Annotated in this window: 21 protein-coding genes; 9 read left to right on the forward strand and 12 right to left on the reverse strand. The window is 63.9% G+C overall.

Translation table 11 applies throughout. From position 1 onward, the window contains the following. Positions 1-2 precede the first annotated feature (2 nt). Entirely contained in the window at positions 3-419 is a 417-nt protein-coding gene (locus tag AC2FLM_RS21550) for a hypothetical protein (protein WP_234218181.1), read from the reverse strand. Between the two features lie 190 nt (positions 420-609). Here AC2FLM_RS21550 and lpdA point away from each other — a divergent pair, with 190 nt between their 5' ends. Continuing rightward, on the forward strand, positions 610-2,016 hold the full coding sequence (gene lpdA, locus AC2FLM_RS21555; RefSeq protein ID WP_496859900.1) for a dihydrolipoyl dehydrogenase: 1,407 nt from the start codon (positions 610-612) through the stop codon (positions 2,014-2,016). A gap of 60 nt (positions 2,017-2,076) precedes the next feature. Here the strand turns inward: lpdA and AC2FLM_RS21560 are convergent, their stop codons facing one another. Both AC2FLM_RS21560 and AC2FLM_RS21565 read right to left on the reverse strand, forming a co-directional pair. Continuing rightward, positions 2,077-3,477: a hypothetical protein gene (locus AC2FLM_RS21560; RefSeq protein ID WP_496859901.1), complete on the reverse strand. Its 1,401-nt coding sequence runs from the start codon at positions 3,475-3,477 to the stop codon at positions 2,077-2,079. Next, complete coding sequence (locus tag AC2FLM_RS21565; RefSeq protein WP_496859902.1) at positions 3,465-3,770, reverse strand: VWA domain-containing protein; 306 nt, start codon at positions 3,768-3,770, stop codon at positions 3,465-3,467. Before AC2FLM_RS21565 ends, AC2FLM_RS21560 begins: the two co-directional genes overlap by 13 nt. Positions 3,771-3,958: 188 nt before the next feature. Between AC2FLM_RS21565 and AC2FLM_RS21570 the strand changes: the two genes are divergently transcribed. Continuing rightward, positions 3,959-4,519, forward strand: coding sequence for a class I SAM-dependent methyltransferase (locus AC2FLM_RS21570; RefSeq protein ID WP_496859903.1), 561 nt, complete (start codon positions 3,959-3,961; stop codon positions 4,517-4,519). Positions 4,520-4,525: 6 nt separating this feature from the next. Here AC2FLM_RS21570 and AC2FLM_RS21575 read toward each other — a convergent pair whose 3' ends face one another. After that, the gene (locus AC2FLM_RS21575) at positions 4,526-4,885 is read right to left on the reverse strand and encodes a rhodanese-like domain-containing protein (RefSeq protein WP_496859904.1); all 360 of its coding nucleotides are present in this window, start codon (positions 4,883-4,885) and stop codon (positions 4,526-4,528) included. A gap of 169 nt (positions 4,886-5,054) precedes the next feature. On the opposite strand from AC2FLM_RS21575, the gene uvrA reads away from it, so the two are divergent. Further along, positions 5,055-7,913 carry an excinuclease ABC subunit UvrA gene (uvrA, locus tag AC2FLM_RS21580; RefSeq protein ID WP_234183364.1) on the forward strand — a complete coding sequence of 953 codons (2,859 nt, stop codon included), beginning with the start codon at positions 5,055-5,057 and terminating at the stop codon, positions 7,911-7,913. Positions 7,914-7,934: 21 nt separating this feature from the next. Here the strand turns inward: uvrA and AC2FLM_RS21585 are convergent, their stop codons facing one another. Then, positions 7,935-8,339 (reverse strand): hypothetical protein, encoded by a 405-nt coding sequence (locus tag AC2FLM_RS21585; RefSeq protein ID WP_234136940.1) that lies wholly within the window; start codon positions 8,337-8,339, stop codon positions 7,935-7,937. Between the two features lie 121 nt (positions 8,340-8,460). Between AC2FLM_RS21585 and AC2FLM_RS21590 the strand changes: the two genes are divergently transcribed. The 3 genes from AC2FLM_RS21590 (at position 8,461) to AC2FLM_RS21600 (ending at position 11,438) form a co-directional block, all read left to right on the forward strand. After that, complete coding sequence (locus tag AC2FLM_RS21590; RefSeq protein ID WP_496859905.1) at positions 8,461-9,246, forward strand: MmyB family transcriptional regulator; 786 nt, start codon at positions 8,461-8,463, stop codon at positions 9,244-9,246. 51 nt (positions 9,247-9,297) lie between these two features. Then, a complete protein-coding gene (locus tag AC2FLM_RS21595) occupies positions 9,298-9,879 on the forward strand; it encodes a VOC family protein (RefSeq protein WP_234136937.1) in 582 nt (193 codons plus the stop codon). 92 nt (positions 9,880-9,971) lie between these two features. Further along, a complete protein-coding gene (locus AC2FLM_RS21600) occupies positions 9,972-11,438 on the forward strand; it encodes a sulfatase-like hydrolase/transferase (protein WP_496859906.1) in 1,467 nt (488 codons plus the stop codon). Between the two features lie 3 nt (positions 11,439-11,441). Here AC2FLM_RS21600 and AC2FLM_RS21605 read toward each other — a convergent pair whose 3' ends face one another. The 5 genes from AC2FLM_RS21605 to AC2FLM_RS21625 form a co-directional block, all read right to left on the reverse strand. Continuing rightward, a complete protein-coding gene (locus AC2FLM_RS21605; protein WP_234143971.1) occupies positions 11,442-11,852 on the reverse strand; it encodes a hypothetical protein in 411 nt (136 codons plus the stop codon). A gap of 181 nt (positions 11,853-12,033) precedes the next feature. Next, positions 12,034-12,906 (reverse strand): 3-hydroxyisobutyrate dehydrogenase, encoded by an 873-nt coding sequence (gene mmsB, locus AC2FLM_RS21610; protein ID WP_496859907.1) that lies wholly within the window; start codon positions 12,904-12,906, stop codon positions 12,034-12,036. 2 nt (positions 12,907-12,908) lie between these two features. Then, positions 12,909-13,949: an enoyl-CoA hydratase/isomerase family protein gene (locus tag AC2FLM_RS21615; RefSeq protein WP_496859908.1), complete on the reverse strand. Its 1,041-nt coding sequence runs from the start codon at positions 13,947-13,949 to the stop codon at positions 12,909-12,911. Positions 13,950-13,956: 7 nt separating this feature from the next. After that, positions 13,957-15,099 (reverse strand): acyl-CoA dehydrogenase family protein, encoded by a 1,143-nt coding sequence (locus tag AC2FLM_RS21620; protein WP_496859909.1) that lies wholly within the window; start codon positions 15,097-15,099, stop codon positions 13,957-13,959. A gap of 196 nt (positions 15,100-15,295) precedes the next feature. Next, positions 15,296-16,411, reverse strand: coding sequence for a carboxylate-amine ligase (locus AC2FLM_RS21625; RefSeq protein ID WP_234218168.1), 1,116 nt, complete (start codon positions 16,409-16,411; stop codon positions 15,296-15,298). Positions 16,412-16,543: 132 nt separating this feature from the next. Here AC2FLM_RS21625 and AC2FLM_RS21630 point away from each other — a divergent pair, with 132 nt between their 5' ends. Further along, positions 16,544-17,389: a class I SAM-dependent methyltransferase gene (locus tag AC2FLM_RS21630; protein ID WP_496859910.1), complete on the forward strand. Its 846-nt coding sequence runs from the start codon at positions 16,544-16,546 to the stop codon at positions 17,387-17,389. 125 nt (positions 17,390-17,514) lie between these two features. Here AC2FLM_RS21630 and AC2FLM_RS21635 read toward each other — a convergent pair whose 3' ends face one another. After that, positions 17,515-18,114: a L,D-transpeptidase gene (locus AC2FLM_RS21635; protein WP_496859911.1), complete on the reverse strand. Its 600-nt coding sequence runs from the start codon at positions 18,112-18,114 to the stop codon at positions 17,515-17,517. 262 nt (positions 18,115-18,376) lie between these two features. Continuing rightward, positions 18,377-19,876 (reverse strand): CoA-acylating methylmalonate-semialdehyde dehydrogenase, encoded by a 1,500-nt coding sequence (locus tag AC2FLM_RS21640; protein ID WP_496859912.1) that lies wholly within the window; start codon positions 19,874-19,876, stop codon positions 18,377-18,379. 105 nt (positions 19,877-19,981) lie between these two features. Between AC2FLM_RS21640 and AC2FLM_RS21645 the strand changes: the two genes are divergently transcribed. Then, positions 19,982-20,884: a LysR family transcriptional regulator gene (locus tag AC2FLM_RS21645; protein WP_234143983.1), complete on the forward strand. Its 903-nt coding sequence runs from the start codon at positions 19,982-19,984 to the stop codon at positions 20,882-20,884. A 60-nt stretch (positions 20,885-20,944) separates the two neighbouring features. Then, a complete protein-coding gene (locus tag AC2FLM_RS21650) occupies positions 20,945-21,379 on the forward strand; it encodes a CBS domain-containing protein (protein ID WP_234136924.1) in 435 nt (144 codons plus the stop codon). Positions 21,380-21,387: the final 8 nt, after the last annotated feature.

Consider the following 21,387-nt stretch of genomic DNA (forward strand, 5'->3'; position numbering starts at 1 on the left):
GTTCAGGCGCCATCCGACGCCGGCCGACAGCCGCGAAGGTCCGAGAGGCCGCGCACCAGACGGTCGGCTGCGGTCTCAAAGGCGCGATCCAGCAATTGATCGGGCAGGGTGGCCAGATTGGTCATCCGCGCCTGCATCCCGTCCAGACGTGTTTCCAGCGTATCGAGACGGTTTTGCAGCCGTTCCGCCGCCTCGGTGCCCTGTGCGGCGCCCAGATCGGCGCGGAGGCCGGAAAGCTCGGCCCGAACCCCGGCGACCTCGTCCCGCAACGGTGCCAGCTCGGCGATCCCGGCGGAAACGCGCTCACTCACCGTGTCCACGGTCGCCATCATCCGCCAGCCCAGGAACAGGCAAAGCGCCACCAGGATCAGCGTTGCATTCAGAAATGCCAGAAACAGGTCCTTGAGGGTTTTCTTCACGTCCGCTCTCCACATCGCCGGTCCTGCCCTCGGTTCTAGCGTAAAGACCGGTGCCGGTATAGGCTGGCATGGCGGATGTATCGCCGCTGTCCCTGCGTCACATTTGTCGCGGAGGAGGACTGTTGATGTGTGCGAAAAATTAGTTTAATGGTAAACTAGTTTTCAGAGCGGGTCTGGCCGAGGGAAGAACATGGCTGAAAAATCCTATGACGTGATCGTAATCGGTGCCGGACCGGGGGGCTATGTGGCCGCCATCCGTGCAGCGCAGCTGGGGCTCAAGACCTGTGTGGTCGAGCGCGAGCATCTGGGTGGCATCTGCCTCAACTGGGGCTGTATCCCGACCAAGGCGCTGCTGCGCTCGTCCGAAGTGTTCCACCTGATGGAGCGCGCCAAGGAGTTCGGGCTGAAGGCCGACAATATCGGCTATGACCTCGACGCGGTGGTGAAACGCTCGCGTGGGGTGGCCAAGCAGTTGTCGGGCGGCATCGGCCACCTGATGAAGAAGAACAAGATCGACGTGGTGATGGGCGAGGCGACGATCCCGGCCAAGGGCAAGGTGTCGGTCAAGACCGACAAGGGCACCCAGGACCTGGCCGCCAAGAACATCGTCCTGGCCACCGGCGCCCGCGCGCGCGAGTTGCCGGGGCTTGAGGCGGACGGCGATCTGGTCTGGACCTACAAGCACGCGCTGCAACCGGTGCGGATGCCCAAGAAACTACTGGTGATCGGCTCGGGCGCCATCGGCATCGAATTCGCCAGCTTCTACAACACGCTGGGCGCCGACACGACCGTGGTCGAGGTGATGGACCGTGTTCTGCCGGTTGAAGATGCCGAAATCAGCGCCTTTGCCAAGAAGAACTTTGTCAAGCAAGGCATGAAGATCATGGAGAAATCCATGGTCAAGCAACTGGACCGCGCGCCTGCAAAGTCCGGGGGCAAGGTCACCGCCCATATCGAGACCGGGGGCAAGGTCGAAAAGATGGAATTCGACACGGTGATCTCTGCCGTGGGCATCGTCGGCAACGTCGAAAACCTCGGGCTCGAGGCGCTGGGGGTCAAGATCGACCGCACCCATGTGGTGACCGACGCCTATTGCCGGACCGGGGTCGAGGGGCTGTATGCCATCGGCGATATCGCCGGCGCGCCCTGGCTGGCGCACAAGGCGTCCCACGAGGGCGTCATGGTGGCCGAACTGATCGCGGGCAAGCACGCCCACCCGGTCAAACCCGAAAGCATCGCGGGCTGCACCTATTGCCACCCGCAGGTGGCATCGGTCGGCTATACCGAGGCCAAGGCCAAGGAACTGGGATACGACATCAAGGTTGGCCGCTTCCCCTTCATCGGCAATGGCAAGGCGATTGCACTGGGCGAGGCCGAGGGCATGGTCAAGACCATCTTCGACGCCAAGACCGGCGAGCTGTTGGGGGCCCATATGGTCGGCGCCGAGGTGACCGAGATGATTCAGGGCTATGTTGTGGGCCGACAATTGGAGACCACCGAAGAGGACCTGATGCACACGGTCTTCCCGCACCCGACGCTGAGCGAGATGATGCACGAAAGCGTTCTCGACGCATACGGCCGCGTCATTCACATGTAAGATCAACCGCGTCTGCGGCAAAGTTGACCCTCGCCCAGCTATGCCGGGCGAGGGTTTTTCTTACTCCACCACCACCATGCGGCGGGCCAGGATACGCTCACCCGCGACGGTCGAGACATAGCGCAGCTCGTAAAGACCAGGCGTGTCCGGGGCCTGTACCTGCACCGTCGCGCCATCGCTGGCATAGGCATAACCGAGATAGTCCAGCACGCCCGCCTCCGGGGTGACAAAGGTGACAAAATCGCCGTCATAGGCCGGGCCTGTATGGCTCACCGCCACCATGCTGCCCGCCGCTACCCGGTCGGGTGCCTCCAGTGTCACGGTCAGGTCGGTCACCGTGATGGGCTGGCTCACGGCCACCGAGCTGTCCTGACCCACCACATAGCGCAGCTGATATGCGCCGGGTTCCAGCGGCATCCGCAGCCCCACGGGGTTGCCGTCGCGAACATAGGCATAGGTCACGTAATCGTTGCCATCCGCGCTGGCATCGAGACGCGCCACGGTCAGGAAATCCTCGTCAAAACCGCCGCCGGACCACGCGACCTGCACCAGGCTGCCCGCTGGGGCGCTGCCCGGCGCGGTCAGGTCAAAGCTGCGCTCGCTCACCGTGATCGGCAGGCGGGCCAGCGTCTGGATCCCGTCCGCCAGCACATAGCGGATCTCATACGCGCCCGGTTCCACCGGCAGGCGCAGCGGCAGCGGGTTGCCCTTGGCGGTATATTCAAAGGTCAGATAGCTGGCGTCGTTCGCCCCGACCGGACCGGCGGTCAGATAATCGCCATCGCCGTCCGGGCCGGTCCAGGTGACCTCGACCATGCCGCCCGCAAGCCCACTGGCAGGCGCCGAGAGGGTGGCGGCGGGCAGGGCTTCGGCAAAGACGATCTCGACCCCCTCGCGCCCGCCCGGTTTCAGGGTGACCCGGCGCTCCTCGACCGCTTCATCCGACAGGCGCAGGGCGCGGACCAGATAGGTGCCGGGGGGCAGTTCGGCCTCGCCGCTCATCCCCTGGGTCGCATCCATGGCCTGCGCGCCATCTTCGGTGAACACTTCCCAGACCACCTCGACCTCGCGGAAGGTGCTGCCATAGGCCTCGGTCGCGGAAAAGATCAGCCGGGCGGGACCGGGCGCGGGGTCGGGCGTGACCGTGGCGGCGGTCAGGGCGGCGGCCAACTCGTCAGCGTTCGAGGCGCTATGAAAGGTGCCGCCGGTCCGATCCGCCAGGCATTGCATCTGCGCCAGCGCCTGCGGGTCGTCAATGTCGAACCCCACCACATGGGCGGTGAAATCGACGCCCGCCGCCTCCAGCGCGGCGGCGGTGGCGCAGGGATCGGCGTCACAGGTCTCGACCCCGTCCGAGACCAGGATCACGGTGGCCTTCTCCTCGGTATAGCGCAGCGCCTCGGCAGCCTGCCGCACCGCGTCCAGCATCGGCGTCTTGCCCTTGGGTTTCAGCCCCTGCACGGCGCTGGCAATAGCCGCCCGGTTGCCTGGCGCGGGGGCACCAGCGTTTCGATATCGGCGCAGTCGCCCTTGCGCCGGTGACCGTAAACGGTCAGGCCCAGAGGCTGTTCGGCGGGCAGAGTGCCGAGCAGGTCATTCACCACGTCGCGGGCAATGTCGATCTTGGCCTTGCCCTCGATTTGGCCCCACATCGAGCCGGACCCGTCGAGAACCAGAATGGCCGAAGGGTGGTCCTGGGCGGCAAGGGGTGCGGAAAGACACAGCGCCAACGCGGTCAGTCCAATTCTTTTCATTCAATACCTCGTCTACAAAGCGAATATTTCACGCGAAATCCGTCGCACTGCGGCAGATTATGATCTGTCGGGCGGGCCGAAAGGGGAAAAACGTTGCCCTCCGGCGCTTTTGTGCGATGCGTGGGGCAATCGCGTCTGGACGGGCCGCGCGGGGGCTGATTACCTGTCCCGGACAACAGGAGGAACGCGTGGCCAGTCTGAACCGGATCGCAATGGCACGGTCGAGCCGCCGGATGATCCGTGACCTGGGCCCCGAGGGGTTGGAGGTTGCCGAGATCTCGGGAAAATGGGGGCATCAGTTCCCGTTCCGCAGCTACCGCCGTTTCATCTATCCCGAATACGACATCTGTGCCGGGCCCTATTGCGACGCGGCCGGAGAGATCGAGCAATTCGACCTGATTCTGGCCAATCAGGTCTGGGAACATCTAGACCGGCCATATGAGGCGACGCTGAACGTGCTGGAAATGCTGCGGCCGGGTGGGCATTTCTGGCTGGCGGTGCCGTTCTTTGTTCCGTTTCACGCCGCGCCCATGGACAATTCGCGCTGGTCGGCACGAGGCTTGCGGAATTTCCTGATCGAGTGCGGCTTTGCCGAGGACGAGATTCGGGCCGAGCAATGGGGCAATCGCCATGCGGCTCTGCGTAATCTCGAAACGCCCTGGCCCCCGGAATACGATCCCGAGACCGACCCTCTGGACAACGATCCGAATTTCCCGATCTGCGCCTGGGCGATTGCCCGCAAGACCTGACGCCTGTCAGGCGCGCTCGATCCGGCCGCCCGCGCGGGCCCAATGTCCGAGACCGCCCAGATTGTGGACCTCGGGATAACCCAGGCCCAGCAACAGCTTGCGCGCCCGGGCCGAACGTCCGCCCGAGGCGCAATAGACCGCGATCCGCGTCGCATCCTTCAGGCGCGGCTCGAACTCCGGATGGTGGCGATCAGCCTTGTCCGACAGGCGCATCAGCGGGATGTGCAGGGCACCGGCGGCCTTGCCGGTGGCGGCCAGTTCCCCCGCCTCGCGCACGTCGATCAGCAGCAGGTCACCGCGGCTGGCCGCCTCGACCGCCTCGCTGACGCTAAGGCCGGGCTGGGCGGGTTTGCGGAAAAAGAACATCTGGAATCTGTCCGAGTGATTGCGGGTTTTCGCCAATTTAACATTCAATCAATTGAATGCAACGTCAAAACCTTTGCATCTGATATTTGTTCCCCTTACGTTCTGTTAATCGGGTTGGAGACTCACGGCGCTTCGCCTATCTCTGTGGCATTGGGTCCGAGGGCAGTTCATGGCTGAGCAGAAGTTCATCGAGGTACGCGGCGCGCGCGAGCATAATCTCAAGGGGATCGACGTGGATATTCCGCGCGATCAGTTGGTGGTGATCACCGGCCTTTCCGGCTCGGGCAAGTCGAGCCTGGCCTTTGATACCATCTATGCCGAAGGGCAGCGGCGCTATGTGGAATCGCTGTCCGCTTATGCGCGTCAGTTCCTCGACATGATGGAAAAGCCGGATGTGGACCATATCAGCGGTCTTTCCCCGGCGATTTCGATCGAGCAGAAGACCACCAGCAAGAACCCGCGCTCGACCGTCGGCACGGTGACCGAGATCTATGACTATATGCGGCTGTTGTTCGCGCGCGCGGGCACGCCCTATAGCCCCGCCACCGGCCTGCCGATTGAGGCGCAGCAGGTGCAGGACATGGTCGACCGCATCATGGCGATGGAGGAGGGCACCCGCGGCTATCTGCTGGCCCCCATCGTGCGCGACCGCAAGGGCGAATACCGCAAGGAGTTTCTGGAGCTGCGCAAGCAGGGCTTTCAGCGGGTCAAGGTCGACGGCCAGTTCTATGAGCTGGACGAACCGCCGACGCTCGACAAGAAGTTCCGCCATGACATCGACGTAGTGGTCGACCGCATCGTGGTGCGCGAAGGGCTGGAAACCCGGCTGGCCGACAGCCTGCGCACCGCGCTCGACCTCGCCTCGGGCATTGCCATCCTGGAAACCGCGCCCAGCGAAGGCGAGCCCGAGCGCATCACCTTTTCGGAAAACTTTGCCTGCCCGGTCTCGGGCTTTACCATCCCCGAGATCGAACCCCGGCTGTTCTCGTTCAACGCCCCCTATGGCGCCTGTCCGAAATGCGACGGTCTGGGGGTCGAGCTGTTCTTTGACGAACGTCTGGTGGTGCCAGATCAGAGCCTCAAGGTCTATGACGGTGCGCTGGCGCCCTGGCGCAAGGGCAAGTCGCCCTATTTCCTGCAAACCATCGAGGCCATCGCCCGCCATTACCAGTTCGACAAGAACACCCCCTGGAAGGATCTGCCGGAAAAGGTGCAGCAAGTGTTTCTGCGTGGCTCGGGCGACGAGGAAATCCAGTTCCGCTATGACGAGGGCGGCCGCGTCTATCAGGTCACCCGCAGTTTCGAAGGCGTCATCCCCAACATGGAGCGCCGCTATCGCGAGACCGACAGCAACTGGATCCGCGAGGAGTTCGAGCAGTATCAGAACAACCGCCCCTGCGGTGCCTGCGGCGGCTTCCGGCTGAAACCCGAGGCGCTGGCGGTCAAGATCGCGGGCCTGCATGTGGGTGAGGTGGTGCAGATGTCGATCAAGGAGGCCTATGCCTGGATCGACACCGCACCCGCCGCGCTGAGCGCGCAAAAGAACGAGATCGCACGCGCCATTCTCAAGGAAATCCGCGAGCGGCTTGGTTTCCTGAATAACGTGGGATTGGAATATCTTACACTGTCACGTTCAAGTGGAACGCTCTCGGGTGGCGAAAGTCAGCGTATCCGATTGGCCAGTCAGATCGGCTCGGGCCTCACCGGTGTGCTCTATGTGCTCGACGAACCCTCCATCGGCTTGCACCAGCGCGACAATGACCGCCTGCTGACCACGCTCAAGAACTTGCGGGATCAGGGCAATACGGTGATCGTGGTCGAACATGACGAGGAGGCGATCCGCGAGGCCGATTACGTGTTCGACATTGGCCCCGGCGCGGGTGTGCACGGCGGTCAGGTGGTCAGCCACGGCACGCCGGCGCAGATCGCCGCCGATGCGGCCTCGGTCACAGGGCAATACCTGTCGGGCAGCCGCGAGATATCGGTCCCGGCCGAGCGCCGCCCGGGCAATGGTAAGAAACTGACGGTGGTCAAGGCCACCGGCAACAACCTGCGCGAGGTCACCGCCGATTTCCCGCTGGGCAAGTTCGTCTGCGTCACCGGCGTCTCGGGCGGCGGCAAGTCGACGCTGACCATCGAGACCCTGTTCAAGACCGCCAGCATGCGCCTGAACGGTGCCCGCCAGACGCCCGCGCCCTGCGAAACGATCAAGGGGCTGGAATTCCTCGACAAGGTGATCGACATCGACCAGCGCCCCATCGGGCGCACCCCGCGGTCAAACCCCGCCACCTATACCGGCGCCTTCACGCCGATCCGCGACTGGTTCGCGGGCCTGCCCGAAGCCAAGGCGCGCGGCTACAAGCCGGGACGGTTCAGCTTCAACGTCAAGGGCGGCCGCTGTGAGGCCTGCCAAGGTGACGGTGTCATCAAGATCGAGATGCATTTCCTGCCCGATGTTTATGTCACCTGCGAAACCTGCAAGGGCGCGCGCTATAATCGCGAGACGCTGGAGGTGAAGTTCAAGGGCAAGAGCATCGCTGATGTGCTTGATATGACTGTGGAAGATGCGCAAGAGTTCTTCAAGGCGGTGCCGTCGATCCGCGAGAAGATGGACGCGCTCAGCCGCGTTGGTCTGGGTTACATCAAGGTCGGTCAGCAGGCCACGACACTCTCGGGTGGCGAGGCGCAGCGGGTGAAACTCAGCAAGGAACTCAGCCGCCGCTCGACGGGTCGTACGCTCTATATCCTCGACGAACCCACCACGGGCCTGCATTTCGAGGATGTGCGCAAACTGCTCGAAGTGCTGCATGAGCTGGTCGAACAGGGTAACACGGTGGTGGTGATCGAACACAATCTGGACGTGGTGAAAACCGCCGATTGGATCATCGACATCGGCCCCGAGGGCGGCGATGGCGGTGGCATGATCGTGGCCGAGGGTACGCCCGAGGATGTGGCCAATGCCGAGCGCAGCCATACCGGGCGCTACCTGAAACCGATGCTGAACTCTGAGCGGGTGGCGGCGGAATAACCGCCGCCGGTCCTGACAGGCTCAGACGGGGTGCATCCGGGCCTGCCTTTCGCGCAGGTACAGAACCCGCGCCGCAAAGGCGCAAAGCCCGATACAGCCAGTGCAGAGCGTCAACACCAACCAGGGCGCCGGGTTCATCCCCAGCGCTCTTGCCTCGCGCGCAAGCAGGGCAAATCCGATGCCGACGGCGATCAGCAGGTCAAGCCAAACCTGTAATCCCCACAGGTTCTGCACGTGGTTGTCCCAGAACCCCAAAGGGCCTTCTGAGGCGACGGTCCAGAGCGAGTAGACCAGAAAGGCGGCGGACACGACCGCCGGCAACCGCCACAGGCCGGGCAGGGGCCGGTCAAGTGGTTTCAGCGCGGCAATGCCAAACAGGATAAGGGCAGTCGCCCCGGCGAGGGCGGCAAGGGAAAGCAGGTTCATCACGATCTCCAGTCTGTATCACGCCCGCACATTGCGTCCGACCGGCGTCGCAAAACAATTACCTGGGGGGTAAGTGAAATCCGCACCCGATCCCCTATGCTGGGGCAAGCGGAGGGCAGGGATGACGGATTCATTCGGAGATGTGCTGAGGGAATGGCGCCAGCTGCGCCGGATGAGCCAGATGGAACTGGGTCTGTCGGCAGGTGTCTCACCGCGCCATGTCTCGTTTCTGGAAACTGGCCGCGCCCGGCCCAGCCGGGGGATGGTGCTGCGGCTCTGTGATGAGCTGGAGGTGCCGGGCAGCGCCCGCAACCGCTGGCTTACATCGGCGGGGCTGGCGCCTGCCTATCACAGCCGGGCAGGCGATGCGCCCGAAATGGCGCCACTGACACAGGCGGTGGACTGGATGCTCAGCCGTCATGCGCCTTATCCGGCGATGGCGGTGGATCGGCACTGGTGCCTCAAGGCGATGAACAAACCCGCCACGGCGATGTTCGCCGCCACCGGGCTGGGGGATGGCGACAGCCTGATCGACGCGCTGCTGGACAATCCGGCGCTGGCGGCGGCACTGGAAAACCGGGCCGAAATCGAACGTCTGAGCCTGGCGCGCCTGCGCACCGAGCTGGCCCATTTCGGCCACGACCCGGTGCTGGAACGGGCAGTGGCGCGGCTGGCGGACAGGGTCGCGACCCAGCCCGGCACGGCAGGCGATCCGATGCCCGTTGTGATCCCGGCCCGCTACCGTCTGGGCGAGGCGGTGCTCTCCTTCTTCACCACGATCACCCAGTTCGGCGCCACCGGAGATATTGCCATGTCCGAACTCAGGATCGAGATGTTCTTTCCCGCCGATGACGCCACCCGGCACGCTGTACAGGTGCTCTGGGGGACTGCAACGCCCGGAGATTGAGACATTGCGCCTTTGCGCTATGCTTTGATCGGGGATCAGAGGAGGAAAGCCATGCGCAAGTTGCAGACCCAGGGCGTGCACCACATCACCCTGACCGGTGCCGACCGGCAGAGCACGATAGATTTCTGGGAGGGGGTGCTGGGCATGCCCTTCGTGTTCGATCAGCCCAATCTCGACAACCCGGACGAAGGCCATGTCTATTTCGATCCGGGCGACGGGCGGTTGATCACCGTCTTTACCAACGAGACGCGCAAGGGCACGCCCGACCGCACGCCCACCGATCCGGGCTGCGTGCATCACATCGCCTTCAACGTGTCACAGGCGACCTTCTGGCAGGCGGTCGAACGTCTGGACGAACGCGGCATCGAACATTCCGGCCCCCGCGACCGGGGGTTCATGGATTCGATCTATTTCAAGGATCCGCTCGGCCTCCTGATCGAACTGGCAAGCTACCGGTTCGAGCCGCCGGTGGGTTGCACCCATGCCGATGTGCTGATCCGCGCGCACCGGATCCGGGTGGCGCGCGGTGACTACAATATCGACCGCATCCACCTGGCCGATGCAATCGAGGCGCTGGTGAGCGACCGGCAGGACAGCCTGTCCAAAGATCGGGGGCCGAAAAACCCCTGGTAAGCTCGGGGGCGGTACGTCAATTTCCTTGCTGACACCGCCCCCTTTGGCGGTCCATGCTGTGTGCGATCCCTCCCGAGTTGAAAGGACGCCTGATGGCAACGCGGAAACGGCCCAACATCCTGCTGGTCATGGCCGATCAGATGACGCCCTTCATGCTCGAGGCCTGCGGCGGCACCGGTGCGCGCACCCGTCATCTGAGCCGGCTGGCCGACCGCGCGGTGCAGTTCACCAATGCCTATACGCCCAGCCCGATCTGTGTGCCGGCCCGATCCTGTTTCATGACCGGGCTCTATACCTCGACCACGGGCTGTTACGACAATGGCGACCCCTATCACAGTTTCCTTCCCACCTTTGCTCATTACCTGACCAATGCGGGCTATGAAACGGTGCTGTCGGGCAAGATGCATTTCATTGGCGCCGACCAGTTGCACGGGTTTCAGCGGCGTCTGAACCCCGATATCTACCCTTCGGGGTTCCTGTGGTCCTATCCGCTGCCTCCCGAAGGGGACGCCTCGTTCCAGGCCTTTGATTTCACGCCGCAATACCTGGCCGAGAATATCGGGCCCGGCTGGTCGAAAGAGCTGCAATACGACGAGGAGACCCAGTTTCGGGCGCTGGAATACCTGCGCCACGCCCCGGACACGCCCTGGATGCTGACCGTGTCCTTTACCAACCCGCATCCGCCCTATGTGGTGCCGCGCGCCTATTGGGAGATGTACAAGGACGCCGATATCCCGCTGCCGGACTATCCGGGTGACATGGACGCGCGCTATTCCGAGTTCGATCACGCGCTGCGGCGCTGGCACGGCCTGCATCAGCGCGGCCACGAGATTCGCGACCCCCGGAACCTGATCGCCATGCGGCGCGGCTTTGCGGCGCTGGCCCATTATGTCGACGACAAGATCGGTGCGCTGCTCGAGGTGCTGGACGAGACCGGCCAGCGTGACGAAACGGTGATCATCGTCACTTCGGATCATGGCGAGATGCTCGGCGAAAAGGGGCTGATCCAGAAGCGCAGCCTTTACGAATGGTCGGCACGCATCCCGCTGATCATCGACCTGCCCGGCGCGGCACCCGGCCGGATCGACACGCCGGTGTCGCTGCTGGACCTGCCGGCCACGCTGATCGAGTTGGCCGGTCAGACACCGGTCGCGCCGCTCGAGGGGCGATCCCTGCTGGGCGCGGTGCTGGGGCAGGAGTTGGACACCGTGCCCATCGTTTCGGAATACCATGGCGAGGGCATCATGCGGCCCAGTTTCATGGTGCGGCTAGGCGACTGGAAATATCACTACTGCCACGGTTCGGCGCCACAGCTCTACAATCTGGCCGAGGATCCGGGCGAATGGCACAACCGTGCCGGAGAGCCGGGTCTCGCCGAAACCGAGGCGCGGCTCGACCGGGTGATCACCGGCGGCAATTTCGATCTGGAGCGGATCGCGCGCGAGGTCTGGGAGCGGCTGCCCCTCAAACAGGTGGTCAACGCCGCCATGCAGCGCAACGGCACCGCCTGGGATTATCGTCCCGACCCGGATACGGGCCGAAACTATGTGCGCTCGTGAGGTTCAGTTCAGGATATCGGCCACCGCGCCGATCAGGTTCAGCACCTTGTGAGTGTCGCGATCGACCTGATAGACATAGTCGCCCGCCCGCACGTAATAGCCGTTCTGCTTCAGGCCATAGCGATAGGGATCGTCGATGCGGATATAGTCGCGCGAAATAAGGTCGCCGATGCCATAGCGCGCCTTCACCTGTCCCGGCGGCACACAAGGCACCGCCTTCTTTGCCAGGCCCGGCGGACAATGCACCGAGGCGCTCGGATTGGCGGGGCGGGTAACCTTGATCTTGTTCTGGCCCTGCTGGACGGCCTTGCCGTTACCCTTGCCATTGCCATTGCCATTGCCATTGCCTGCCAGCGCCGGCGTGGTGGCGAGCGCCAGACTCAGTATCAGCAGTCCCGGGATCGTCCGTTTCATGCGTACACCTCCTGCTTGGGGCCAGCGAGCTGGCATGTCTTCTTCATACATGGGAGGAAGTCGCAGCGATTGCAAACCGATACGCAAAAACCCGCCGGTGGGGGCACCGACGGGTCTGGCTTCTTTCTGGTCCGAAATACTCCGGGGTGAATTGGCCGCAGGCCAAGAGGGGCAGCGCCCCTCAGCCACGCCCGCGTTTTTCGAACCGGGGCAGCATGGCGCTGAAATCCATGCCCTTGCCATCCTCTTCCTCGACGAACCGGGTGTATAGCGCCTCGGCCAGCTGACCCATCGGCGTATCCGCATCGGCGCTGCCGGCGGCCTGCTGGCTCAGCCGCAGATCCTTGAGCATCAGTTCGGCGGCGAAACCGGGCTTGTAGTCGTTGTCGGCGGGCGATTGCGGCCCCACTCCCGGCGCCGGGCAATAGGCGTTCATGGTCCAGCTATAGCCCGACGAGGTCGAAACCACGTCGAACATCTTCTGCCGGTCCAGCCCCAGTTTGTCGGCCAGCGCAAAGGCTTCGCAAGTGGCGATCATGGTGACGCCCAGGATCATGTTGTTGCAGATCTTGGCGGCCTGTCCGGCGCCCGCATCGCCGCAATGCACGGCCTTCTGTCCCATGATGTCGAACAGAGGCTTTGCCTTCTCAAACGCCGCCTCCGAGCCGCCCGCCATGAAGGTCAGCGTACCGGCCGCCGCGCCACCAATGCCGCCCGAGACCGGCGCGTCGACCGCCAGGAGCCCGGCCGCCTCGGCATCTGCCGCCACCGCCCGGGCGCTGTCCACGTCGACCGTCGAGCAATCGACCAACGCCGCGCCCGCCGTCATCGCCGGGATCACCTCGACCGCAACGGCGCGCAGGATCTGGCCGTTGGGCAACATGGTCACCACCACATCGGCGCCGCGCGCGGCCTCGGCCGCGCTGGCCGCGCGGGTCACACCCGCCACCTCGACCGGCGCCATGTCGAATCCGGTCACCTCGTGACCGGCCTTGGCCAGGTTGGCCGCCATCGGCGCCCCCATATTGCCCAGACCGATAAAGCCGATTTTCATGCCTATTCCTCCTCGAATGTCAGCGCCTCGGCGCCCAGCGGCTGCAACATGGCCGATACCGCCACCGCGGGCACCGTCAGGTCGGCATATTGCCAGCGCGGATTGCGATCCTTGTCGATGATCTGGGCGCGGATCCCTTCCAGGAAATCGCCCTTTTCCATCGCACGATAGGTGAAGCGGTATTCCAGCTCCAGCGCCTTGCGGATGCTCAGCGTCGCGCCGCGCAGCCGATGCAGCATCTCCACCGTACAGGCCATCGACAAGGGCGAGTTCCGCTCGAGGCCGGCGAGAATTTTCGACGAAAATTCTCCGCCATCGCCCCTGAGCGAGGTCAGGATATCCCCCAGCGTCTCGCCACCGAAATGGCGGTCGATCTCCGCCTGCATGGCGCGCAACTCACCCGGCGGCGGGGTTTGGGCATGCGTGGCCAGAATCGCCGGATCGCCCGAGGCCTCGAGCATCTCGATCAGCCCGTCCCAGTCACCTTGCGGGATGTAGAGATCGGCAAAACCCGCAAAAATCGCGTCATCCGGTCCCATCCGCCCGGCGGTGGTGCCCAGGTATTCGCCCAGCCGCCCCGGCGCCAGCGCCAGCATCAGCGTGCCGCCCACATCCGGCACCAGCCCGATGCCGCATTCGGGCATGGCGATTTTGCTGCTTTCGCCGACCACCCGGTGCGAGCCGTGACAGCCGATGCCGACACCGCCGCCCATGGTAAAGCCCTGCATGAAGCTGACCACCGGCTTGGGATACTCGAAGATCATCGCATTCATGCGATATTCGTCGCGCCAGAAGGTGCGCCCGTATCCGTAGTCACCTCGGGTGCCGGTATCATAGAGCTCGGCAATGTCGCCGCCCGCGCAAAACGCCTTGTCACCCTCGGCGTCGATGATCACCAGCGCGACGTCATCATCCTCGCGCCAGTTCCTCAGCGCCGCGTCGATCGCCATGCACATGTCATAGCTCATCGCGTTCAGCGCCTGCGGGCGGGTCAGCGTGATCCGCCCAGCGCGCCCCGTAACCCGGATGTCGATATCTGCCATCACTTCCTCAGCGGTTGGCCAGCATATGGCGGGCGGTGATCACCCGCATGATCTCGTTGGTGCCTTCCAGGATCTGGTGCACCCGCAGGTCACGCACCAGCTTCTCGATCCCGTAATCGGCAAGATAGCCGTAACCGCCATGCAGTTGCAGGCACTGATCCACCACTTTCGAACCGGTCTCGGTCACGAATTTCTTGGCCATGGCGCAGAACTTGGTGGCATCGGGCGCCTTGTTGTCCAGCTTCCACGCCGCCTGCCGCAGGAATGTGCGCGCCGCCTGCAGTTCGATCTCCATATCCGCCAGCCGGAACTGCAGCGCCTGGAACTGGTCGATGGATTTGCCAAAGGCCTTGCGCTCGCCCATGTATTGCAGGGTCATGTTCAACGCCGTCTGCGCCGCGCCCAGGCTGCACGAGGCGATGTTGAGCCGCCCGCCATCCAGCCCCATCATCGCGTATTTGAACCCGTCGCCCTCGACGCCGACCAGGTTGCCCGCGGGCACCTTGCAATCGTCGAACTGCACCTGGGCCGTGGGCTGGCTCTTCCAGCCCATCTTCTGTTCCAGCGCGCCAAAGCTCAGACCGGGCGTGCCGTCCTCGACATAGACGGTCGATATCCCCTTGGGCCCGTCCTCTCCGGTGCGCACCATGCAGACATAGGCATCGGAATATCCGCCACCCGAGATGAACGCCTTGGTGCCGTTCAGCGTGTAACCCTCGTTGGTCTTTTCCGCCCGTGTCTTCAACGCCGCCGCATCCGAGCCCGAGCCTGGTTCGGTCAGGCAATAGCTCAGCACCGTGCTGAGCGACAGCACATCCGGCATCACCCGCGCCTTCAACTCATCACTGGCGAAATTGTCCAGCATCTTGGCGCACATGTTGTGGATCGACAGGAAGGCCGCGACCGACGGGCAGGCCATGCTGAGCGCCTCGAACACCAGTGTGGCATCCAGCCGGGTCAGCCCGGCGCCGCCGGCCTCCTCGGATACGTAAAGCCCGCCAAAACCCAGCTCGCCCACCTGCGGCCAAAGGTCCTTGGGAATGGTGCCCTCGGCCTCCCATTGCCGGGCATAAGGCGCGATATTGTCCTGGCCGAACGCGTGGGCCATGTCGAAAATCGCGGTCTGTTCCTCAGTCAGTGCAAAATCCATGACGTTTCCTCCATCGGCAGGACAGCAGAATTGAACAGTTGTTTATTTCTTACCGCCGCGCCGGTATCCGATCAAGCGTCAATGCCGCAAATACCCTATGCAGAAATGCAAAGCGCGCCGCCCCAGGCCCTTTCACTTTGCCTTAAATACTCCGGGGTGAATTGGCCGCAGGCAAAGAGGGGCAGCGCCCCTCCGCCTACAAATCCGCGTGGAACTCCTCGATCAGGTGGCGCACAACGGCACGCCCCGCATCCTCGCCCCGGGCCAGCGCCTCGGCATGGACCCGGCGTTGGCGGGTGGCCGAGTTGCCGTGTTCGGCGATCTGCCGCAGGCGGGCGATCTCGGGCAGGGTGCCCAGCGCCTCGGCATCCTCTGACAGCATGCCCATCAACTCGTCCATCAGCACCGTCATCGGCTTGACCGAGCGGTCACCGAAATCGATCAGCCCTTCGCCCACGCCATAACGCTGCGCGCGCCAGCGGTTCTCGCCCACCAGGAAACGGTCGTAATGGCGCCAGCGCAGGTTGCGCGCCTTCAGGCGGCACAGCATCCGCATCAGCGCCTGGTTCATCGCCGCCAGCGACAGCGCATGCTCCAGCCGGGGCTGCACATCCATGATCCGGGTCTCAAGTGTCGGAAACCGGTGCGAGGGGCGCAGGTCCCACCAGATCTTTGTGGTGTCTTCGATCACCCCCAGTTCGACCAGAATGCCCGTGGTGCGCTCATACTCCGCCCAGCTTGCGAATGTGGGTGGCAGGCCCGTGCGCGGCAGGTTGTCGAAGATGGTCAGCCGGTAAGAGGACAGGCCGGTATCCTCGCCATTCCAGAAGGGCGAGGAGGCCGACAGCGCCAGAAGATGGGGCAGGAAATAGCTTAGCTGCGGCATCAGATCGGCGCGCAGCGCCTTGTCGGCGACCCCGATATGCACATGCATGCCACAGATCAGCATCCGCCGCGCCACCCCGCCCAACGCATGTTGCAGCGCGTCGTAGCGTTCCTTGCGAGTGTGGTGCTGGTCCTTCCAACTGGCGAACGGGTGGCAGGAGACCGCGATCGGGGTCAGGTTATGCTCGGCCGCCCGTTGTGAGACGCAGGCGCGCAGACGCTTCAGGTCGTCGCGCGCGGCGGCAATGGTGGCATGGGGGCGGGTGCCGACCTCGATCTGGCATTGCAGGAATTCCGGGCTGACCTGACCTTCGCAATCGGCCTGACAGGCCGCCATCAACGCCTCGGGCGCCTCGGCCAGATGCAGGCTGTCGCGGTCGACCAGCAGATATTCCTCTTCGATGCCGAGTGTGAATTCCTTTTGCATGACCCCTCCACTGCCGGTTTCAGACCAGTGAACAGGCAACAGGTGGCTTTGCCAAGCAGGAATGGCGTTGGCCTGAGGGGCCGGGACGGGTAAGGAACGGGCCGGGACAGGCTGACAGAGCGGGGTGGCGGGATGAAGAAACGCAGATTTCCACGGGCAAATGCATGGTTGTCACGCTGGGGCGTGGCGCTGAGCGATGCGCGCGAGGCGCAGGCGGAACAGGCGCGGCTGGCTGATTTCGAGGCGCGCGGCGGGCTGGATGCGCCGGCCTATGCGCTGAGCCCGGGCATGCGGACCTTTGATCTGGCACCGCTGATCGAGGATTACGCGCTGCATGTCGACGCGCTGGCGGCGCTGCATGACCCGGCGCAGTGCCGCACCGGATACCGCAGCGGCAATGGCTATTACGACACACCGGATGCCGAGGCGCTGTATCTGATGATCCGCCGCTATCAGCCGCGCCGGGTGATCGAGGTGGGCTGTGGCAACTCGACCCGGATCACGCGGCAGGCGGTGCTGGATGGCGGGCTGGAGACCGAGATCACCGCTATCGACCCCTGGCCGCGTGCCGATATCGCGGGTGTGGTGGACAGGTTTGAACAGGCCCGACTGGAAGAGGTCGATCCGGCGCTGTTTGGCGCGCTTGAGGCCGACGATGTTCTGTTCATCGATTCAAGCCACCAGGTGCGGATGAGCAATGACGTGGCGCATCTGTTCTGTCGCATCATCCCGGCGCTGGCGCCGGGCGTGGTCATTCATGTGCACGATGTGTTCCTGCCCTATGAATATCCCAAGCGGTTCTTTTACGACTGCCCGTCCTGGGGCGAGCAATATGTATTGCATGCGCTGTTGCAGTCGGGCGGCTACGAGTTGCTCTGGCCCGGCTACTATCTGCAACGGGCGCGTCCCGATGCGGTCGAGGCGCTGCCGTTTCTGGCCCAGGGCCGGGCGCAGTCGCTCTGGATCCGCAAGCTATAGGGGTGAGTGCCCGGTTGTGACCAAAAGGCGCGCGCTTTGCGCGCACGCGTCTTGTTTGCGCTCGGGCCGCGCAGGCCCCGGGGCGCTGCCCCGGACCCCGGGATATTTGCGGCAAGAGGAAAGGGTCAGAGCAGGCGGACCTGGGTGCCGACCTGGACCAGTTCGTAGAGTTCCTCGACATGCTGGTTGTAGAGGCCGATGCAGCCCGAGGAGCTTTGCCGTCCGATCTTGCGGGTATCATGGGTGCCGTGCACCAGATAGGCGGGCCAGGTCAGATACATGGCGCGGGTACCCAGCGGGTTGCCGACCTCGCCGCCCTCGATCCGGATTGGCAGGGTCGGGTCGCGCTCGCGCATCGAGGCTGTTGGTGTCCAGCTGGGGTTGACGGTCTTGCGCACAACCTCGGTATATCCGCGGCGGGTCAGTTCCTCGGTCATCGGGACCGAGGAGGGATAGAGCTTGTAACTGCCATCGGCACCCCAGTAATGCACCGCGCGGCTGGTGATATCGGCCAGCAGGCAGCCGACGCCGAGTTTTTCGAAATGGTCCTGCCAGTTCTGTTGCGAGAAAGAGGAGATGTTGCGCCGCACGGGTACCTGATCGCGAATTGCGGTCTCGGTTGTCGGGAAAGCGTCGGTCGACTGCGCGCGGGCAAGCGCGGGCGCGGCAAGCGCTGCCGCGGCACCGAGAAGGGTTGCACGGCGGGTCATGCGGGTGGTGGACATATGAAACTCCGGTTTTCCTGCCTGATTAGCCAATGGATATATTGCTGCTATCGGTGCAATGGAAAAGGGGGAAACCTGTATCCGATTGTATCGAAACGCGGCTGCTCACGCGTTTGTCATAAGTCGAGAGCGACGGGAAGGGGGGTCCTGCGCTGGAAGGTTGGGCCGAGGCGCTCGGGGAAAGGCCGCGACGCGTCGAACGCGATGGGCCAGAGGTGGAAACGCCCCGGTCCGCAGGGGCCGGGGCGTTCCTTGTCTGGGCTTATTCCATCACGGGGATGGAGAATTCGCCGCCTTCCTTGATGCCCGAGGGCCAGCGGGCGGTGACGGTCTTGGTCCGGGTATAGAACTTGAACGCGTCGGGGCCGTGCTGGTTCAGGTCGCCAAAGGCGGATTTCTTCCAGCCGCCGAAGGTGTGATAGGCCAGCGGCACCGGGATCGGCACGTTGACGCCGACCATGCCGATATTGATCCGGTTGGCGAAATCGCGCGCGGCGTCGCCGTCGCGGGTAAAGATCGCGGTGCCGTTGCCGTATTCGTGGTCCATGGCAAGGCCAAGGGCCTCTTCATAGCTCTTGGCGCGCACGGTGCTGAGGACCGGACCAAAGATCTCTTTCTTGTAGATGTCCATGTCGGGGGTGACATGGTCAAAGAGATGCGGGCCGACAAAGAAGCCGTCCTCGTAGCCCTGCAGGCTGAAATCGCGGCCATCGACCACCAGCTTGGCGCCCTGTTCCACGCCCGAGTTCACCAGGCGCAGGATGTTCTCCTTGGCGGCGGCGGTGACAACGGGGCCGTAATCGACATCCTTGCCGGCGGTATAGGGACCGACCTTCAGTTTCTCGATCCGGGGGACCAGTTTCTCGATCAGGCGGTCGGCGGTGTCATCGCCCACCGGCACGGCGACCGAAATGGCCATGCAGCGTTCGCCCGCGGCACCGTAACCGGCACCGACCAGCGCGTCGGCGGCCTGGTCCATGTCGGCGTCGGGCATGATGATCATGTGGTTCTTGGCGCCGCCAAAGCACTGCACGCGCTTGCCCTGGGCGCAGCCGGTGCCATAGATGTACTCGGCAATCGGAGTCGAGCCGACAAAACCGACCGACTGGATCACCGGGTTGTAAAGGATCGCGTCCACCGCTTCCTTGTCGCCGTTGACGACCTGAAGGATGCCCTTGGGCAGTCCGGCCTCTTCCATCAGTTCGGCCAGCATCAGCGGCACCGACGGGTCACGCTCGGACGGTTTCAGGATGAAGGCGTTGCCACAGGCGATGGCGGGCGCGAACATCCACATCGGGATCATGGCGGGGAAGTTGAACGGCGTGATGCCGGCGGTGACGCCCAGCGGCTGGCGCATCGAATACATGTCGATGCCGGGGCCGGCGCTGTCGGTGAACTCGCCCTTCAGCATGTGGGGGGCACCGATGCAGTATTCAACCACTTCCAGCCCGCGCTGCACGTCGCCTGCGGCGTCGGGCAGGGTCTTGCCGTGCTCGCGGCTCAGCGCCTCGGCCAGCTTGTCCATGTCGCGGTTCAGAAGGTCGACGAATTTCATCATCACCCGCGCCCGGCGTTGCGGGTTGACGGCGGCCCATGCGGGCTGGGCAGCAGCGGCGATTTCAACCGCGCGGGCCATTTCCTCGGTCGAGGCGAGCGGGCATTTAGCCTGCACTTCGCCGGTGGCGGGGTTGTAGACATCGGCAAAGCGGCCCGAGGTGCCTTTGACATGTTCGCCGTTGATATAGTGGGTCAGTTCCTGCATGGGATCTCCTCCGGATTGGCTGGCGGCACTTTAGGCTTGCGAAAATCCCGAGAAAAGAGGCAAGATTTCAAAAGCGTTTTGCAAGAATGCAACGACGAGGGCGGGATGGATCCACATTGGGACGATATGAAGGTGTTTCTGGCGGTCGCGCGCGAGGAGAGCCTGTCGGGCGCGGGGCGTCAGCTGAAACTGGATCCCGCCACCGTCGGGCGCCGCATCGCTCGGCTGGAAGCCGCCTATGACACGCCGCTGTTTGCCAAATCGCCGCAAGGTTACACGCTGACCGCGGCGGGTGAGCGGCTGCTGTCGCATGGCGAACAGGCCGAGGCGGCGATGCGCAGCGCCTCCGAGGCGCTGGCCGGCACCACCGAGGGGCTGACCGGTCAGATCCGCATCGGTGCGCCCGATGGCAGCGCCAACTACCTTTTGCCGCAGGTCTGCGCCCAGATCAGTGACGAGAATCCGGATCTGGATATCCAGATCCTCGCCCTGCCGCGTGTCATCAACCTGTCGCGGCGCGAAGCAGACATGGCCGTCACCGTCAGCGCGCCCACGGCAGGGCATCTGCTGGTGCAGAGGATCACCGATTACCGGCTGCATATGGTGGCCTCGCGCCGCTACCTGCGCACGCATCCCCCCATCGAGACGCTGGCCGACCTGCGTGGTCACCGGATGATCGGATATATCCCCGACATGATCTTTGATCGCGAACTGGATTACCTCAACGATATCGGCATCGAGCGGGTGGCACTGGCCTCGAATTCGGTTTCGGTGCAACTGCGGCAGGCGGGGCATGGGTCGGGCATCTGCGTGGCGCATGATTTCACCCTGCCGTTCCATGGCAATCTGCGGCGCATCCTGACCGATCAGGTCAGTCTGACACGCTCTTTCTATCTGGTCCGGCATCAGGGCGACCAGCGCAGCGAGCGGCTCAACCGCTTTGCCGAGGCGCTGACGCGTGGGATCCGCGACGAGGTAGCACGGCTCGAGGCCGACGCCACGTCTTGACAGGGCGACGCAATGGCGCAACGCTTTTGAATATGAAGAGATATTTCGGAGGTGTTGCATATGCTCGTTCAGGCCATTCTCAAGTCCAAGGCCAGTGACGGGGTCGTGACCGTCAGCGCCGCGGCCACCGTGGCAGAGGCCGCCGCGATTCTGGCAGAGAAGCGTATCGGCACTGTGGTCGTCTCGGACGATGGCGAGACGGCGCTGGGGATCCTCTCCGAGCGTGATATCGTGCGCGAACTGGCCGCCAGTGGCAGCGGTTGTCTGAGCGAAACGGTCAGCGCCTACATGACCAAGGATCTGGTGACATGTGGCCGTGATTCCAAGGTACAGGATGTGCTGACCCAGATGACCGAGCGCCGCTTCCGCCACATGCCCGTGGTCGAGGAGGGCAAGCTGGTCGGGCTGGTCACCTTGGGCGACGTGGTCAAGGCGCAGCTGGCTGAGCTGGCGATGGAGAAGAATGCCCTCGAAGGCATGATCATGGGCCACTAATCGCAAAC

The sequence above is a fragment of the Ruegeria sp. SAZD011 genome, assembly GCF_059612545.1.